General features: G+C 45.1%; 15 protein-coding genes. 11 read left to right on the forward strand and 4 right to left on the reverse strand.

Features of this window, described 5'->3' with window-relative positions; genetic code table 11:
• Positions 1-52: 52 nt before the first annotated feature.
• Positions 53-568: a GNAT family N-acetyltransferase gene (locus tag R7P35_RS06905; protein ID WP_104979003.1), complete on the reverse strand. Its 516-nt coding sequence runs from the start codon at positions 566-568 to the stop codon at positions 53-55.
• Between the two features lie 751 nt (positions 569-1319).
• Between R7P35_RS06905 and ushA the strand changes: the two genes are divergently transcribed.
• Positions 1320-3008: a bifunctional UDP-sugar hydrolase/5'-nucleotidase UshA gene (ushA, locus tag R7P35_RS06910; protein WP_104975241.1), complete on the forward strand. Its 1689-nt coding sequence runs from the start codon at positions 1320-1322 to the stop codon at positions 3006-3008.
• A 415-nt stretch (positions 3009-3423) separates the two neighbouring features.
• Entirely contained in the window at positions 3424-3645 is a 222-nt protein-coding gene (locus tag R7P35_RS06915; protein ID WP_005386686.1) for a hypothetical protein, read from the forward strand.
• A gap of 135 nt (positions 3646-3780) precedes the next feature.
• Here R7P35_RS06915 and R7P35_RS06920 read toward each other — a convergent pair whose 3' ends face one another.
• Entirely contained in the window at positions 3781-4029 is a 249-nt protein-coding gene (locus R7P35_RS06920) for a DUF1289 domain-containing protein (protein WP_005378062.1), read from the reverse strand.
• Between the two features lie 184 nt (positions 4030-4213).
• On the opposite strand from R7P35_RS06920, the gene R7P35_RS06925 reads away from it, so the two are divergent.
• From R7P35_RS06925 to R7P35_RS06965, 9 genes are all read left to right on the forward strand, one after another.
• A complete protein-coding gene (locus tag R7P35_RS06925; protein WP_005378077.1) occupies positions 4214-4660 on the forward strand; it encodes an META domain-containing protein in 447 nt (148 codons plus the stop codon).
• Positions 4661-5095: 435 nt separating this feature from the next.
• Complete coding sequence (locus R7P35_RS06930) at positions 5096-6256, forward strand: ABC transporter substrate-binding protein (protein ID WP_017820853.1); 1161 nt, start codon at positions 5096-5098, stop codon at positions 6254-6256.
• Positions 6257-6265: 9 nt separating this feature from the next.
• The gene (locus tag R7P35_RS06935) at positions 6266-7975 is read left to right on the forward strand and encodes an ABC transporter permease (protein WP_213904726.1); all 1710 of its coding nucleotides are present in this window, start codon (positions 6266-6268) and stop codon (positions 7973-7975) included.
• Positions 7941-8588, forward strand: coding sequence for an ATP-binding cassette domain-containing protein (locus R7P35_RS06940; RefSeq protein WP_042522013.1), 648 nt, complete (start codon positions 7941-7943; stop codon positions 8586-8588). Before R7P35_RS06935 ends, R7P35_RS06940 begins: the two co-directional genes overlap by 35 nt.
• Positions 8581-9192, forward strand: coding sequence for a CDP-alcohol phosphatidyltransferase family protein (locus tag R7P35_RS06945; protein WP_047100743.1), 612 nt, complete (start codon positions 8581-8583; stop codon positions 9190-9192). Before R7P35_RS06940 ends, R7P35_RS06945 begins: the two co-directional genes overlap by 8 nt.
• A 123-nt stretch (positions 9193-9315) precedes the next feature.
• Positions 9316-9795 (forward strand): glycine zipper 2TM domain-containing protein, encoded by a 480-nt coding sequence (locus R7P35_RS06950; RefSeq protein ID WP_005386695.1) that lies wholly within the window; start codon positions 9316-9318, stop codon positions 9793-9795.
• A gap of 202 nt (positions 9796-9997) precedes the next feature.
• Entirely contained in the window at positions 9998-11527 is a 1530-nt protein-coding gene (gene norR / locus R7P35_RS06955; RefSeq protein WP_213904727.1) for a nitric oxide reductase transcriptional regulator NorR, read from the forward strand.
• A gap of 174 nt (positions 11528-11701) precedes the next feature.
• Positions 11702-13363 (forward strand): hydroxylamine reductase, encoded by a 1662-nt coding sequence (hcp, locus tag R7P35_RS06960; protein ID WP_025766858.1) that lies wholly within the window; start codon positions 11702-11704, stop codon positions 13361-13363.
• 80 nt (positions 13364-13443) lie between these two features.
• Positions 13444-14499, forward strand: a complete 1056-nt coding sequence (locus R7P35_RS06965) for a hybrid-cluster NAD(P)-dependent oxidoreductase (RefSeq protein WP_182016154.1) — start codon at positions 13444-13446, stop codon at positions 14497-14499.
• A 213-nt stretch (positions 14500-14712) separates the two neighbouring features.
• Here the strand turns inward: R7P35_RS06965 and R7P35_RS06970 are convergent, their stop codons facing one another.
• The gene (locus R7P35_RS06970; RefSeq protein WP_054574036.1) at positions 14713-15654 is read right to left on the reverse strand and encodes a class I SAM-dependent methyltransferase; all 942 of its coding nucleotides are present in this window, start codon (positions 15652-15654) and stop codon (positions 14713-14715) included.
• Between the two features lie 31 nt (positions 15655-15685).
• On the reverse strand, positions 15686-16378 hold the full coding sequence (locus R7P35_RS06975) for a TIGR01621 family pseudouridine synthase (RefSeq protein WP_213904728.1): 693 nt from the start codon (positions 16376-16378) through the stop codon (positions 15686-15688).
• Positions 16379-16406 lie beyond the last annotated feature (28 nt).

The following is a 16406-nucleotide window of genomic DNA, read 5'->3' on the forward strand; positions in this document are numbered from 1 at the left end:
CGGAGTCTTACCACCTCCGGGGTTTTACTATATTTGGCATATAACATTTGATTTATGAACGGGCAATATACTTCACTAAAGTGAGATCGGTCAGCGTCATACTATCAATCACTTCCGACTCTTCCTCTCCAGTACGCACAAAACCACACTTCTTGTAAAAGTTAAGCCCCTGTTGATTAGTATCCAGTGCTTTCAAACTGATCTGCATAACTGACGTAGAGAGCAAACGTGTCTCTAACTCATCTAACAGTGCACTTCCTGCTCCTTGCCCATAATGTAGCGGCGTAACGTAGCAACATGTCACTAATGCCGTTTTATCTTCGCTGGTGTGGTTAGGTAACTCGTAACTTAAAAAGCCAACAATTTCTCCTTGCCTCTCAACTACGATCAATTGGGCCAGTTGCTCCGTCATCACTCGCGCCCACATCCTTTCTCGACGCTCAATCGTAAACTGCTCTATGTAGCTCTTTGGCATTAATCCTTTATACGCCACCTGCCAAGAATCAACGTGTATCTTGGCGATTTGGGCGACTTCCTTTTTGAGTGCGTCCCTTACTGTGTATCTCATAAGCATCCTTTCTTAGCGTTCACCACTTACAAATTCTTTTAACCCTACCCTTTAAACCAAAGCTCAAAGATAACAGCTACAGTCGCAACGCTTTACATTAATCCATTTCATTTTCATTAATTAAATGATAGTTCACATCATAATATTCGAAGAAGAACGATCCATTATTTACTTTTCATTTTGACTCATTAGATTGAATCTATTTGTTTAAACACTCGAGTGTCAAATGCGGAATAAGCACGATAAGGTATCGGATGAGGATAAATAAACGATGCTTAAAGCATAAGATTTCTAAACGATCGCAATTATAGTAAAGAGATAAATACAATTTTTGATAAAGTTAGGCAGAATAAAGCCATGATCAAATGAGTTTAAGCTCTGTGCTGTTCATTGTGCATACAAACCGAGCCCCTCATCATTAGAGCGAAAATTTATAACGATTTGTGTCATACCTATTAGGAAAAACATAAACTTGGCAAAATAATCACCAAAATCAGCGTAATACTTCGCAAAAATGCGCATTGATTCACACAAACAACACACATTCAATTAACTACCTCACAAAAAATAGAGCTAGCTATATAAAATAAATACTAAATACCAATTCTGTTTATTTATAGACGTAGTTTGCAGGCTTATTAATTCATTTCTCCGATAGAAGTATAAATAAGAGATAGATCACTAAAGTTTCACATTAATTCCGTATATTTCACGCCGTAACAATAACAAAATCACAAAGAAAGGATCCCTTATGAAGTTTTCCAAATCTCTTTTGGTAGTGGCAGTGGGCGCTGCGCTAGCAGGATGCGGCTCAGACAGCGACAATTCTCCAGTAACCTGCGAGACTGCAGATTCTTGTACTAAGTTCACCGTTCTCCACACTAACGATAACCATGGTCGCTTTTGGCATAACAGCGACGGCGAATACGGCATGGCTGCGCGTCACACTTTAATCGAATCTATCCGCGCAGAAGTCGAAGCAAAAGGCGGTGAAACCATTCTGCTATCTGGCGGTGATATTAATACCGGTGTACCAGAATCAGACATGCAAGATGCGGTTCCAGACTTCGTAGGGATGAACCTACTTGGTTACGATGCAATGGCTGTCGGTAACCACGAATTTGATAACTCACTAGATATTCTCGATATGCAAGCCGAGCTAGCTGACTTCCCTATGCTGGCTGCGAATATCTATAAAAAAGATACAAACGAGCGTTACTTCGACCCTTACAAAGTATTTACTATCAACGGCCTTAAGATCGCTGTTATTGGTCTAACAACGCAAGACACTGCGAAGCTAGTCAATCCAGACAACGTATCAAACATCCACTTCGAAGACCCTCAAGTAGAAATCAAAAAGGTGCTGAAGGAAATCGAAGAGAACGAAAAGGTAGACCTAGTATTTGCAACGACGCACATGGGTCACTACGAAGATGGTAAAAACGGTAGTGAAGCACCAGGTGACGTGAAACTCGCTCGCTCTCTTGAAGAAGGACAGCTAAACGCTATCATCGGTGGTCACTCGCAAAACCCTGTATGTATGGAACCAGGTACCAATGAGTATGCTGATTTCAAACCTGGGGATGATTGTGCCCCAGACCAACAAAAAGGCACTTGGATTATGCAAGCGCATGAGTGGGGTAAATATGTGGGTCGTGCTGACTTCGAATACTACGACGGCAAGCTTCACTTAGCGAACTACGCACTGATTCCTGTAAACCTTCTAGACGAAAACGATGAAGTTATCGGTGAACGAATTCAACAAGATGCAACAGTAAAAGCGTTACTACTGCCATACCAACAACAAGGTCAAGAGTTATTAGATGAGAAGATTTCTAATACGACGGGTAAGTTAGAAGGTGATCGTAACGTAGTTCGCTCTCAACAAACTAACCTAGGTCACCTACTCGGCGAGGCATACCGTACTTACAAAACGGTAAATGCTGACTTTGGTGTGATGAACTCTGGCGGCGTGCGTGATTCAATCCAAGATGGTGATATCACTTACCGTGACGTACTAACGGTTCAGCCATTTGGTAACTTCGTGACTAAAGCAACTATGACAGGTAAAGAAGTTAAAGAATACCTAGACGTGGTTGCGACGAAATCTGCAGGGTCTGGTGCTTACGCTCAACTAGATAACATCACTTTAGATGTAAATTGTGATGCTGGCTCAGTAACCATTACCGATATTAACAATAAAGGCTTCGATCTAAACGAAACGTACACATTCTCTGTAATCAGCTTCAGTGCTGCTGGTGGCGATAACTATCCAATCATCGATGTTCAATCTACACAGCTAACTGATGCATACGTTTTGCGCGAGTTCTTCGTAAACAACCCACAAATCTCTGCGGATAACTACAACAAGAACTTAGAGAACATCAAATACTTCAGTAATGGCCAACCAGTAAAAGGCTGTCCTGCATCTGGTAGCTAATACTAAACACCTTCCCCCTGGCACTAAGAGCTTTTACAAGCAATTTCATCAGGGCTTTCCTCAAAACCGAAGCTTTGTGCTTCGGTTTTTTATTTTCGATAAATTACTGAAAACTCTCCACCTTCACAATATGTTCAAAAATTGTTCATTTGTGTTATTGACGCCCCTGTGTTGGGCTTCTATGTTTGATAAGGTCTTTTAAATATGCAGGTTCATCGGCTAAATTTCGCGAAACATTTTTAATCGCATAGTCAATGATTCTGAGAAAGATGTGAATGGCGTTACAAACACTGCTCTCAAACAATTTGTCTTTGGACTTCAAACGATGGTGATGTGCCTCCACGCGCACACTAATGAGTAGCGATCTGGACGTCAATGTGTTCAAACTGCTGCCATCGAGTTCTGGAGGTCAAAAATGAAACGAGCCAGCAATAGCTACAGACTCCAAATGATCAAAGAAGTAGTTACCCGTAGAGAGCGTGAAGCTTGTACGGATCCTATGGCGAGATACATTCATCAACTCATGGATGAACGCCCAACAAGTAAATTAGATGTTGAATTCAATCATCGATTTTCAGGAAATCACTTCGACGAACAAGCGGGAGGCTGGGTTAGCGACCGTTGGTCGATGAAATAACGCCAATTACCGCTTTATAAGGAAAATGGATAGGAGATTCCCGGTTCTTAAAGGACACCTTGCCGGACCGGGAATATGTAAAAGCCTAATCAGAACCGAAAGCGAAGGCGTAACCCCACAGACTGAACAAGAGTTCTAGAATAAGTCTTGTTGAGGCGATGACTCATCTTGAAGCTGTTCTGGCTTCGTCTTCCCTGCCAACATCTTTCTTCTGTACCTTTGACGACACAACTTAATAACGTGCAACTGCTGAGCGGGGGTTAAGTTAAGCCAATTAAACCTTTCCTCTCTCTTTCTCATACACCCCTTGCAATACCCTTTTTCATCGGAGGTACATACTCCAACACAAGGGCTTGGGACAGTAAAAAACTCCAGTTGCTCCATACTAAAACCGCTCTTTCCATATTAGGGCGTATTGGCCTAGTTTAAATAATGAGAAGATTAGTCAGCAACAAAACTTGCTATATGCTTCGTTATGTCAAAAACATACGAAACCATAACCTTATGCTGACAAAAACAGTGTTTTATTACTTATACTTACCGCGTTTATAAAAACGGAGTCTATAAAATGAAGCTTAGCCTAAAAACGTTAGTTACAGCAATCTCTCTCCCTGTTCTTATGACTGCTTGTGCTAGCAACGGTGATGATGTGAAAGAAATAACGGCTCAAGATTTGCAGCACCACAACTGGGAACTTGTTCAAGTTGATGGCAAAAATATCGTTCTAGACGAACACCAAAAAGCGGCTCGCCTAGAAATCGGTGAAAATCTAACCGCAAACGGCAACGCAGGTTGTAACAACTTCTTCGGTCAAGCCGAGCTGAAAAACAACCAACTACGCATCGAAAAAATGGGCATGACCATGAAGATGTGTATGGAAGATCAAATGAAGATCGAAAACGCAATGACACAAACACTATCTAACTGGAGCGATATCACGCTAACTAAAGATGGTCTTGTTCTGAAAAGTGCCGATCACGAATTGACGTTTACACTACGTGACTGGGTAAACTAATCCCAACTAAGTAAACCAGATAGTATCTTAAAGCAGCCAAACGGCTGCTTTTTTTATATCGATGAATCGTTAGTCATGCATGCTAAAGTCATTTAAATGGCCAACTTTCTTTCTCTTTTCGCCCTCAATTCCATGCTTTAGACATCAATTTTGCTCTGTAAAACAACCTATTCATATCTCTGGGGACAATAATTTTCAATTACTTGAAAGAATATCCTCAAACAAACGGTCCGCTCCTAAAATGACACCAAATTTGTCCTTTATTCGTTTTGCTTCACATTGAGAGTAATTCTTTGAATCAATGAGTGATTCCGTTTGGGATTGGCATTGATAATAGAGAGAGATGAATTACTATCCTTGTAACAGAGCGGAACGACTTGCGAAAACGTCAATAGAAACGAAAGCAAGAACCAAAAGACATAACACGGAATAGATATGAAAAAGCTACTCAGCAGCATTGGCATTTTAGCCACGACTTTTGCGACACCTTCTTTTGCCGATTCATCAGTGAATAGCGAATGGCAAAAAATCGAACAGCAAGCCGACGGGCAATCCGTCTACTTTCATGCTTGGGGTGGGAGCCAAGAAATTAATCGCTACATACAGTGGGCGAGTAGAGAGCTAAAATCACGTTATAACGTGACGCTAAACCACGTTAAAGTAACTGATATTTCTGAGACCACTACTCGACTTATCGCAGAAAAAGCGGCAGGCAAAAACAGCGGTGGTAGTGTTGATATGGTTTGGATCAATGGCGAAAACTTCAAATCAATGAAGGATAACCAATTGCTATTTGGTCCTTTTGTCGAAGGTTTGCCAAGCTGGCAATATGTGGATAAATCTCTACCAATTGATGTGGACTTCTCCGAGCCAACAGAAGGTCTAGAAGCACCTTGGGGAGTAGGACAATTAGTGTTTATCCATGACGAGCAAACCCTCCATAACCCTCCAAAATCATTCTCAGAAATGCTGAGCTATGCAAAAGCGTTCCCGAATCGCCTGACTTACCCTCGACCACCAGAGTTTCATGGCACAAGCTTTATCAAAGCATTACTCATTGAACTGTCTAACAACGCCCCTGAGCTGCAACAACCAATTACCGATGACACGTTTGAACAAGTCACTCAACCGCTGTGGTCTTATCTAGATGAGTTCCATAAAGTCGCTTGGCGCGGTGGTAAGCAGTTTCCAGGCGGTACAGCAGAAACCCTTCAGCTACTAGATGATGGTCAGACTGACCTGGCGATTACCTTTAACCCGAACGCGGTTTTCTCTGCGCAGTCGAGCGGTAATCTTGCAGAGAGCACCAAAGCGTACGCAATGGACGCAGGAGCACTCTCAAATATCCACTTTTTAGCGATTCCTTGGAACGCAAATGCCAGTGCTGGTGCACAAGTTGCGATAAACTTTTTATTGAGCCCTGAAGCACAGTCTCGCAAAGGTAACCTAAACATCTGGGGCGACCCTTCGGTACTAAGCAACCAATACCTAACTGGTTCGGCCAAAAACACTCAACAATTCAAATCCATCGCTGAGCCACATCCAAGTTGGCAAGCGGCGTTGGAAAAAGAATGGTTGAAACGCTACGGGAATTAGTAAGAATCCATGTTAAGAGCGCTGTATTTAGTCATTATCGCAGTTTGTATTTTGCCTACCATTCCGGGACTACTTGGAGTGGTGGTCTCTGCGCTCGGTTATGTACCTCCTATCGGTCTACACCACTTTTCTTTTGATGGCTTCAATGCCGTCTTTGATTGGGAAGGTGTTTGGACATCCATCGGGCTTACTTTCTACTCCGCCATTTTCAGTAGCTACTTGGCTTGCTTCATCACGTTTGCCATTCTACAGGCGTCTTGGGGCAGCAAGTTTTGGCGAAAAATTGAAGTTAGCCTTTCCCCACTTCTCGCGATGCCGCACGTCGCGTTTGCAATTGGCTTTGCGTTCTTGTTTGCCCCAACTGGTATGGGCGTTCGTGTTCTCAACCAACTGTTTGGTTACGACCCGAATGCACAAACGGTGAATGACTTAGCATTGTTGATTAAAGACCCACATGCACTCGGTTTGGTCATCATGCTTGCGATTAAAGAAGTGCCGTTTTTATTGTTGATGAGTATTCCGATCCTTCAGCAATTGAAAGTCGATAAGGTTGAAAAAGTCAGTCACTCGATGGGCTATAGTTCGGCGCAAGCGTGGTGGAAATGCGTATTTCCGCAATGGTTAGCAAAACTTCGTTTCCCAATGCTGGCGGTATTGGCTTACAGTTTGTCCGTTGTCGATGTCGCCCTGATTATTGGCCCTACCAACCCGCCGACGTTTGCGGTTTTGGTATGGCAATGGTTTAACGATCCAGATTTATCGCTCCTACCAAGAGCGGCCGCTGGCGCAGTAATACTGTTTGTGATGGCTAGTCTTTTGATTGGTTTCGCTCGATTGGTGGAATGGTTAACGACCAAAGGCTTCAAACGCTGGCAGTACTCTGGTCGAAACGGGTTTCGTTTACCCGGTAAAACCCTATTTTCACTGGTAGCGCTACTTGCACTTCTAATGATTCCACTCATGGTGCTGTGGAGCTTTGCCCAACGTTGGCGCTTTCCAGATTTGCTCCCAAGCCGTTACAGCCTGCGTTTTTGGGAATACGAATGGCACAGTATTCTAGGGACTCTAGAACAAAGTATGTCAATCGCCCTAATCAGCGCGACTGTCGCGCTAGTTCTTGCTTTAATAGCACATGAGTATCGTCTCCGTTATCGCTGGCAGGTGCCCGGTTACATCATCGCCATCCCAATGCTGATTCCTCAGCTATCCGTGCTATTCGGTATGCAAGTAGTGACGCTGTACTTAAACAGTAACGCGTATTTCTTTTGGGTATGTTGGGCGCATGTATTCTTTGCGTTCCCATTTATTTACCTCTCGCTAGACGGTCCGTGGCGCAGCTTCGATAACGGCTTAACTCGCGTCGCACTCAGCTTGGGTAAATCACCGATGCAAGCTTGGTTAAAAGTGAAACTGCCAATCCTCCTGCCTGCAATTGCATTCGCGTGGGCTGTCGGTATTAGTGTCAGCCTGGCGCAATACCTACCAACATTGGTGCTAGGGGCTGGGCGCATTAGCACCATCACAACCGAAGCCGTTGCACTATCCAGTGGTTTTGACCGACGTGTCACCGCTATTTACGCCATTTGGCAAGCTCTGCTGCCATTCTTGTTCTTTTCTTTTGCGATACTGCTTAGCCACTTGCACAGGAAGTATCGCCGCTTGTCTATAAAAGGTTTACTACTGAATGAGTCTTTGTCTCGAAAACCTCGCCATCCGTAAAACCAATGGCGACGCGCTTTTTTCAGCGTTCAACATGACCGTAGAAAAAGGTGAAATCGTTACCCTGATGGGGCCTAGCGGTTGTGGTAAATCCACTTTGTTGGATGCCATTGCCGGGCACCTATCCGCCGAGTTCAACTACTCTGGATCCATTACGCTTGATAACGAAAAGTTGGATGCCCTCCCTGCCCATAAGCGTCAGGTCGGTATTCTATTCCAAGAAGATTTGCTCTTCCCTCATTTAACGGTGTGGGAGAACCTTGCCTTCGCGCTACCAAACTCAATCAAAGGTGAAGAGCGTAAAGCTCACGCTATGCAAGCACTGAAGAACATTTCATTGACCAAACTAGCAGAGTCCTTTCCTGACCAAATTTCGGGAGGGCAACGTGCCCGTATTTCATTGACTCGTATGCTGCTAGCAAAGCCAAAAGTTGCGCTACTTGATGAGCCCTATAGCAAGCTGGATAAAGACCTGCGCGTGCAATTTCGCAATTGGGTGGTCGAACAATTGCAGCAAGCGAACATCCCTACTTTGATGGTAACGCACGATGAAGACGATATTCCTGATGGCAGCCGCTGCCTAAACTGGCCGTGGGAGACAAATCATGCTTGATAGCCTGAGTATAAAGCTCATCCGCAAACCGCTGGCACTCAGTGCGACATATATCGATAAATGTGGTATCACTGCAAATCAGACGACAGTGTTTGGTTTTGTACTTGGCTGTTTTGCCCTGCCGGCTTTGATCACCGAACAGTACTTGTTGGCGTTGCTGTTTATTTTGCTGAACAGAATCTGTGATGGGTTAGACGGTGCACTGGCAAGGATTCAAGGCATTACCGATGCGGGTGGTTTTCTTGATATCAGCTTAGATTTTTTGTTCTATTCGTTGATTCCTTTTGGCTTTGTGCTTGCCAACCCAGAGCACAATGCCGTTGCAGGCGCATTTTTGATTTTTTCCTTCATCGGCACTGGTAGTAGCTTTTTGGCTTTTGCCATCATGGCAGGAAAACAAGGCATCGATAATCCGGTATATAAAAACAAATCGCTTTACTACATGAGCGGCTTAACCGAAGGTACAGAAACCATTGGCTGTTTGGTTTTATTTTGTTTGCTACCGCAACACTTTGCCGTCATCGCGTATATCTTTGGCGCGGCATGCTGGTTTACCACTTTTACACGTATTTATTCAGGGTTTCATACGCTTAACGATCATTAATACTGCTTAGACAATCGCGTTTTCTTAAGGGATAGGCCGCTAAGCCACTGTTTTATAAAGCACCAAAACGCAGGTTAAATTGGGGTATATACTCTTTGAATGAAGAAACCATTCGGAGGCTATATGAAAAAACAGATCAATTTAGGCATGTTGCTCACCATTACTTGTGCGCTCGTGCTTGGCGGCTGTAGCTCACCTAACCCGTACGGAGATGCATACGGCTCATCCGACACTCGCAAAGTTCAGCAGGTTTACTACGGCACAGTTGAAAAAGTAGAACCCGTAACCATTGATGCCTCTACCCAATCCAATGCCATTGGCACCATCGCTGGTGCTGCCGTGGGCGGGATCTTAGGCTCAAAAGTTGGGGGCGGTTCTGGCTCGGATATCGCTGCCATTGGTGGTGGTCTATTGGGTGGCTATGCAGGCAGCAAAGCGGCTGAAGCAACCGCGAAAAGAAATGGCGTGAATCTGACCATTCGTTTAGAGGACGGAAAGATTATCTCTATTGTTCAAGAAGCAAATCCAAACATGATTTTCCAACCAGGCCAAGCGGTCCAAATCAATGTTTCTGGTAATGACGCTAGAGTCGTTCCTCGTTAACTCGGACAAACAAAACCTTTGGCCTGCTTTAATTCAAACACCTAATCCGCGCAAGCTTACATCACTGGCTTGTTAACTTGCGCGTTTCTTTTCGTATCAAACTTGATCGTCGTCAATGGAACATCAATCTCCCACACCTTTCGATGTTCAAATGACATCAAGTTGCTAGCATGAGCCCATTCCAGATAACTTTAGGCTTGTTATGACTCCGACTGTTGACCACGTATTCCTTAATATCGCGCTAAACCTCAGCTCAAATCGCTCTCACGAGCAGCAATATCAAAATCTCATTGATGGGGTCGCGCAAGTATTCCCATGTGATGCGAGCTGCCTGTTTATCTTCGATGAGGATGGGTTTCTAACTCCTGTCGCGGTAAAAGGCTTATCCAGCTCGGTCTTAGGTCGTCGCTATTTCCCCAAGGCGCATCCTCGCTTAGATGCCATTATTCATAGCCGTGAACCGGTGCGTTTCGATGCCGATTGTTCACTGCCGGATCCTTTCGACGGCACACTATTAACCGAAGACCAGTGCATTGATGTTCATGATTGCATGGGCTTTAGCTTGTATGTGGAAGGACAACTTGTTGGCGCACTAACTATGGATGCTCTAACGGTGGACGCGTTTGATGACATTGATCCTGTCGCTATTGAAACCTTTGCGGCTTTGACCGCTGCGACATTGCGTAACATTGCGCAATTAAAAGCACTCAAAGCACAAAACCAGAAGCAAAAAAGCGTCACTCAAACCCTTATCCAGCAAGCCCGTTCTCAACATGGCGAAATGGTGGGTTTGAGTCCGCAGATCAACCAGTTACGAAACAACATTGCGACCGTTTCTCAATCAGATTACGCGGTACTTATCACAGGAGAGACCGGTACTGGTAAAGAACTGGTCGCGCACTCGGTGCACGCGCAATCTCATCGTAGCGATAAGCCGATGATTTACGTAAACTGTGCGGCCCTGCCTGAAGGTCTGGCTGAAAGTGAACTGTTTGGCCATGTCAAAGGCGCATTTACAGGTGCTAATAGCCACCGTGCCGGTAAGTTTGAACTGGCAGACGGTGGAACGATTTTCCTTGATGAAGTGGGCGAACTGCCTTTGATTTTGCAAGCAAAATTGCTGCGCGTAATTCAGCAAGGCGAGCTGCAACGTGTAGGTAGCGATCAGCATTTGATGGTCAATGTGCGCATCATCGCAGCGACCAATCGACAACTAGAAAAAGAGGTCGAAGCTGGCACGTTTCGAGCAGACCTTTTCCACCGTTTGAACGTGTTCCCAATCCAAGTCCCCCCACTGCGTGCCCGTGACGGGGATATTCCCGTTTTAGCAGGATATTTGTTGGAAAAAGTACGCCAACAATTCAATGCACCCAATCTGCACGTTCACCCTAAAGTGTTGACTCAACTGGAGTCTTTACCTTGGTACGGAAACGTACGCGAGCTCGAACACACTTTAACTCGCGCGGCTTTGCACGCCATTCAACAAGGTGCAAGCACGATCATGCTTAACCATTTCGACACCTCATTGGCTCTCGATGATGTAAAAAACACATCGCATTATCTGCCTAAAGAAAGCCAACCAATGCGAGAGCTAATAGAAAGCTATCAACGTGATTTAATTGAACATGCTTTGAGCCAAACTGGTGGCGTTTGGGCAAAAGCAGCGGAGTTTTTACAAATAGATCGAGGGAACTTATATCGGATGGGTAAAAAGCTCGGGATCAATAAATAACCGACCACAAGAAGCCGATGTGATTAAGACATCAGCTGCGTTGTCTTAATCACATCAACCACTCTCCTAAATCTGATAAAATTCAATACAAATCAACAAGATAATAATTGGCACGCATTCTGCTCTCTAGTGGTCAACATCACGACTATTAAAACAATCACTGGAGAACCCAATATGTTCTGTATTCAATGTGAACAGACAATTCAAACCCCTGCTGTTAAAGGTTGTTCTTTTGCACAAGGTATGTGTGGTAAAACTTCTGAAGTATCTGACCTTCAAGACGTGTTGGTTTACACACTGCAAGGGGTTTCTTTTTGGGCATCAAAAGCACTTGAATTCAACATCATTAACGATGAAATCAACCAATGGGCACCAAAGGCATTTTTCTCTACATTGACGAACGTAAACTTTGACCCTGAACGTGTCCTAGAGCTAACTTCTCAAGCGGCAACGTACAAAGCATTGCTAAAAGAGCAAGTAATGTCTGCTGCAACACTCGCCGATACCGAAGTTGCTGACATCCCTGTTGTTGCTCACTTTGAGCTACCAAATAGCGCAGAAGCAATCTTAGCTTTTGCTCCTCAAGTCGCGGTTAACCGTGGTAAGGACCAAGTACATGAAGATGTGATTGGCCTACGCCTACTTTGCCTATACGGCCTTAAGGGTGCAGCCGCGTACATGGAGCACGCACGTGTTCTTGAGCAAACCAACAACGATATCTATGCCGAATACCATGAAATCATGGCGTGGTTGGGCACAGACCCTGAAGATCTTGGCGAACTACTTGATTGCTCAATGCGCATCGGCCTGATGAACTACAAAGTGATGGAAATGCTCGACCAAGGTGAAACAACGACCTTCGGCCATCCAGAACCAACCACGGTGAACGTCAAGCCAGTAAAAGGCAAATGTATTCTTGTTTCTGGCCATGATTTGCATGACCTAGAAAAAATCCTGCAACAGACCGAAGGCAAGGGCATTAACGTTTATACCAACGGTGAAATGCTGCCTGCACACGGCTACCCTGAGCTGAAGAAATATCCTCATCTTGTCGGCAACTACGGCAGCGCATGGCAAAACCAACAGAAAGAATTCGCAAACTTCCCTGGTGCAATCGTAATGACGTCAAACTGCTTGTTGAATCCAAATGTGGGTCAATACGCAGACCGTTTATTCACTCGTAGTATTGTTGGCTGGCCTGGTGTGGCTCACATCGAAGGCGATGATTTTAGCCAAGTGATTGAATGTGCTCTAGCGCAAGACGGTTTCCAACACGATGAAATCGAACACCACATCACGGTTGGTTTTGGTCGCAATGCACTGATGAACGCCGCCCCTGCGGTTATCGACCAAGTGAAGCAAGGCAACATCAAACACTTCTTCCTAGTCGGCGGTTGTGATGGTGATAAAGCGGAACGCAGCTACTACACCGATTTTACGGCTGAAGCGCCAGAAGACACGCTAATCCTGACCTTGGCGTGTGGTAAGTTCCGCTTCAACAAGAATACGTTCGGAGATATCAACGGCATCCCTCGCCTATTGGATGTGGGCCAATGTAACGATGCTTACTCTGCAATCCAGCTTGCACTTGCACTGGCGAAAGAGTTTGACTGTGATATCAATGAACTACCACTCACGCTTGTGCTTTCTTGGTTCGAGCAAAAAGCGATCGTTATCTTGCTAACGCTATTTGCATTGGGCGTGAAAGGCATTTACACAGGCCCTACTGCACCGGCATTCCTAACGCCAAACCTAATCGCCATCATCCAAGAGAAGTTCGATATGCGCAGTATTGGCAATGTTCAGGATGATCTAAAAGCCATCCTAGCAGCTTAATAAACTTGCTTGTTCGCGCCTCCTTACGTGGAGGCGCTATCTATTTCGAACCCAAAATAGCCACAACCAAAGAGATTGTTATGTTTTTTGAATGGCAAGGTAACCAACCCGTCACACTCCGTTGCATCGACAAATACTTCGAAACACACGACACCGTCAGCATCAAATTGGCTGAACTAACCGAGTCACTTCTGTTTCAGTTTAAGCCTGGCCAGTTTATTAACTTAGGCGTGGAAATTGATGGAAAAATGGAGTTTCGTGCCTATTCAATCAGCTCTATCAATGAAGACGATCACCTTCAACTCACCATCAAACGAGTATCTGGCGGTAAAGTATCGAACTACATCGTTGACTCGCTGCTGCTCGGTGATACCGTTCAAGCATTACCACCAGCAGGCGAATTTAACTGCATCGACTATCCACCCGTGTTACGTGATGGCGAAACAAAAGCCTTGCTTATCAGTGCAGGTTGCGGCGTCACGCCCGTATTTTCGATGGCAAAACACTGGCTGAGTAATCAAGATGAAAACGACAACGATGTGGACATCGCATTTCTTCATATCGCACGCAGCCCAGAAGAGACGATTTACTACGATCAGCTAGAAACGTTAGACGCCGTATATCCCAACTTCCATTTAAAGCTGTTGCTGAAAAACCGCGAAGGAACGTCACACCCACAAGGTCGTTTGAATGCCGACTGGATTAAAGAGCTTGTTCCTGATTTCAAGCAATGCACCGTTTACCTGTGTGGTCCAAGCCAGTTTATGCAAGATGTTCACGGCTATTTGAATGATCTTGGTTTTGACATGACGAACTTCTACCAAGAGAGTTTTACGCCAGCGACTGGCGCAGAAACATCGGTCTCCGATGAGACGGTTAACGTTTCTGTTCCTGATTTTGCTCAAAGCATCGATGCGCAAAAAGGTCAGGTACTGGCCGATGTGCTCGAAGGCGCAGGTTTACCATTAATCGTCGCTTGTCGAAGCGGGATTTGTGGCTCGTGTAAATGCAAGGTTCGTAAAGGCAACGTCTCTTCCACCAGCCTAGAAACATTGACGCCAGAAGAAATTGAACAAGGCTATGTGCTCGCCTGCTCATCAACCATCGAAGCGGATCTTGAAGTGCAGATCGGTTAATGCTGCTGGTATCGATCTTTTATTGTTTCCCGTCATTCCGACGAGCCTAGGCGAGGTCAGGAATCTAATATCAGCGTGTTAGGAAGAACTCACTCTGATAATAGACTCTGAATCACACTTGCGTCTCGCTATTCAGATTAACGGGGTATCGTGGAAATGCCAGCCGTACTCAAACGGCTGGTATTATAGATAGGTACAACTTTCGTTTCGTCGTCATTGCTTCTCGCTAAACAGCAACACTTTCAATGCTGCTTCGCTGTCTACGTCCATAAACTCTGGTGGGTTATCCAGACGCTCACGGAATGTCAACTCTGGCGCTTCTTCTTTCATGCTTTCAATCAAGAAGTCGCTTGTCACAGATGGTGAGTTCACACATGCCATCACTTGACCGCCTTCTGCCAACAAATCCGGCAATCGACGTAGAATCTTTTTGTAGTCTTTCGTAAGCGCAAAGCTGCCTTTCTGGAATGAAGGCGGATCGATAATGATCAAATCATACTGACCAGATTTTTTAATCTTACCCCACGATTTAAAGATATCGTGCCCCATAAAGCTTACCTGGTTGATGTTATGACCATTTAGCTTGTGGTTCTCACGACCTTTAGACAGCGATGCTTTCGCCATATCGACGTTAACCACTTTATCTGCGCCCCCCGCAATGGCAGCGACAGAAAAGCCACACGTGTAAGCAAACAAGTTAAGCACGTTTTTATGCTTCGCATTTTCGCGTACCCAATCACGACCGTAGCGCATGTCCAAAAACAGACCGAAGTTTTGGTTGCGGCCAATATCCAATTGGTATTTCAAACCGCTTTCTTCAACGACAGGGCGAGCGTCTAATTCACCGACAAGCACTTCTGAAGGCGCACCATCGGCATAACGGTGCTGAAGAACCATAGTACGACCTTGCTTGTCTGCCCACAGTGGTGATAGTGCCAACGCATTGAGGCCGCTTTTCAGCTCAGCGAGAAACGCGTCGTCGACTTCTTTAAACAAGTTGATGATCAACTGACCTTGTAACCAATCACAGGTAATTTGCTCTAAGCCCTCAAAACGACGGCCACGACCATGAAACAGTCGACGAATTTCGTTCGGAGCTTGCGCGAGCTCGGTTTCTAGATGCTGAAAAAACAGCGGAAGTTGTGATGCTTGCATCGAGTTCTCTTATTAGTTTTCTTTGTGACGGTTATTTGATCGTAGGCCAGTTCAGTTCCCAAGGGGAAAGCCAAGTATCCAAACCCTGAGAGACTATTTCACTGAGCCATTTGTTACCCAGCACTTGGTATTCTCGTGGGTCGCAAACAAAGCGATATTGCTCATCTCGGTATTGGAAGCAAAGTGAAAATGCATGCAGATAACCGCGATCAGCCTCATTGCCTGCATTGTAAATCGGGTCGCCAACAATACCTGAGCCAACCGATTTTAATGCCACGCGGATTTGATGCGTTTTACCAGTGTGTGGCCTACATAAAAATAGGCGCTCTCCGGGCTCTGCCGCAAGAGAGAAAAACTGGGTGACGGCTGGGTTATTTTTGCTGTTGACCAGCTTCCATGATGAACGGCGCGAACGCTCCATATCACCAACGACCAAACCTTGTTTCTTTTTCGGCTTTTTAGAGCCAATCGCCAGATAGAACTTTTCCACTTGGCGGTCAGCAAAAGCTTGCGATAACGCACTAGCCGCTTTGGCGTTGCGTCCGAGGAGCAGAATACCCGATGTCATTTTATCCAAGCGATGGATAAGATAAAGCTGCTCATCACCACTCTGCTTAGCCACTTCTTGCAGCAGCATTGTGTCGCCATCGTCTTTATGAACAGAGACGTTGGGATGCTTATTGATGATCAGAAAATCGGGATGGGTATGTAGAATATCGAACATAAAAAAACTGGCTCCACGTTTGGAGCCA

Source organism: Vibrio sp. Vb0304, assembly GCF_033338995.1.
GTDB classification, from domain to species: Bacteria; Pseudomonadota; Gammaproteobacteria; order Enterobacterales; family Vibrionaceae; genus Vibrio; species Vibrio alginolyticus.

Excerpts from the sequence above, each read along its gene's own strand:
- R7P35_RS06905 (WP_104979003.1), bottom strand. The coding sequence starts at position 568 with ATGAGATACACAGTAAGGGACGCACTCAAAAAGGAAGTCGCCCAAATC.
- ushA (WP_104975241.1), top strand. The coding sequence starts at position 1,320 with ATGAAGTTTTCCAAATCTCTTTTGGTAGTGGCAGTGGGCGCTGCGCTA.
- R7P35_RS06915 (WP_005386686.1), top strand. The coding sequence starts at position 3,424 with ATGAAACGAGCCAGCAATAGCTACAGACTCCAAATGATCAAAGAAGTA.
- R7P35_RS06920 (WP_005378062.1), bottom strand. The coding sequence starts at position 4,029 with ATGGAGCAACTGGAGTTTTTTACTGTCCCAAGCCCTTGTGTTGGAGTA.
- R7P35_RS06925 (WP_005378077.1), top strand. The coding sequence starts at position 4,214 with ATGAAGCTTAGCCTAAAAACGTTAGTTACAGCAATCTCTCTCCCTGTT.
- R7P35_RS06930 (WP_017820853.1), top strand. The coding sequence starts at position 5,096 with ATGAAAAAGCTACTCAGCAGCATTGGCATTTTAGCCACGACTTTTGCG.
- R7P35_RS06935 (WP_213904726.1), top strand. The coding sequence starts at position 6,266 with ATGTTAAGAGCGCTGTATTTAGTCATTATCGCAGTTTGTATTTTGCCT.
- R7P35_RS06940 (WP_042522013.1), top strand. The coding sequence starts at position 7,941 with ATGAGTCTTTGTCTCGAAAACCTCGCCATCCGTAAAACCAATGGCGAC.
- R7P35_RS06945 (WP_047100743.1), top strand. The coding sequence starts at position 8,581 with ATGCTTGATAGCCTGAGTATAAAGCTCATCCGCAAACCGCTGGCACTC.
- R7P35_RS06950 (WP_005386695.1), top strand. The coding sequence starts at position 9,316 with ATGAAAAAACAGATCAATTTAGGCATGTTGCTCACCATTACTTGTGCG.
- norR (WP_213904727.1), top strand. The coding sequence starts at position 9,998 with ATGACTCCGACTGTTGACCACGTATTCCTTAATATCGCGCTAAACCTC.
- hcp (WP_025766858.1), top strand. The coding sequence starts at position 11,702 with ATGTTCTGTATTCAATGTGAACAGACAATTCAAACCCCTGCTGTTAAA.
- R7P35_RS06965 (WP_182016154.1), top strand. The coding sequence starts at position 13,444 with ATGTTTTTTGAATGGCAAGGTAACCAACCCGTCACACTCCGTTGCATC.
- R7P35_RS06970 (WP_054574036.1), bottom strand. The coding sequence starts at position 15,654 with ATGCAAGCATCACAACTTCCGCTGTTTTTTCAGCATCTAGAAACCGAG.
- R7P35_RS06975 (WP_213904728.1), bottom strand. The coding sequence starts at position 16,378 with ATGTTCGATATTCTACATACCCATCCCGATTTTCTGATCATCAATAAG.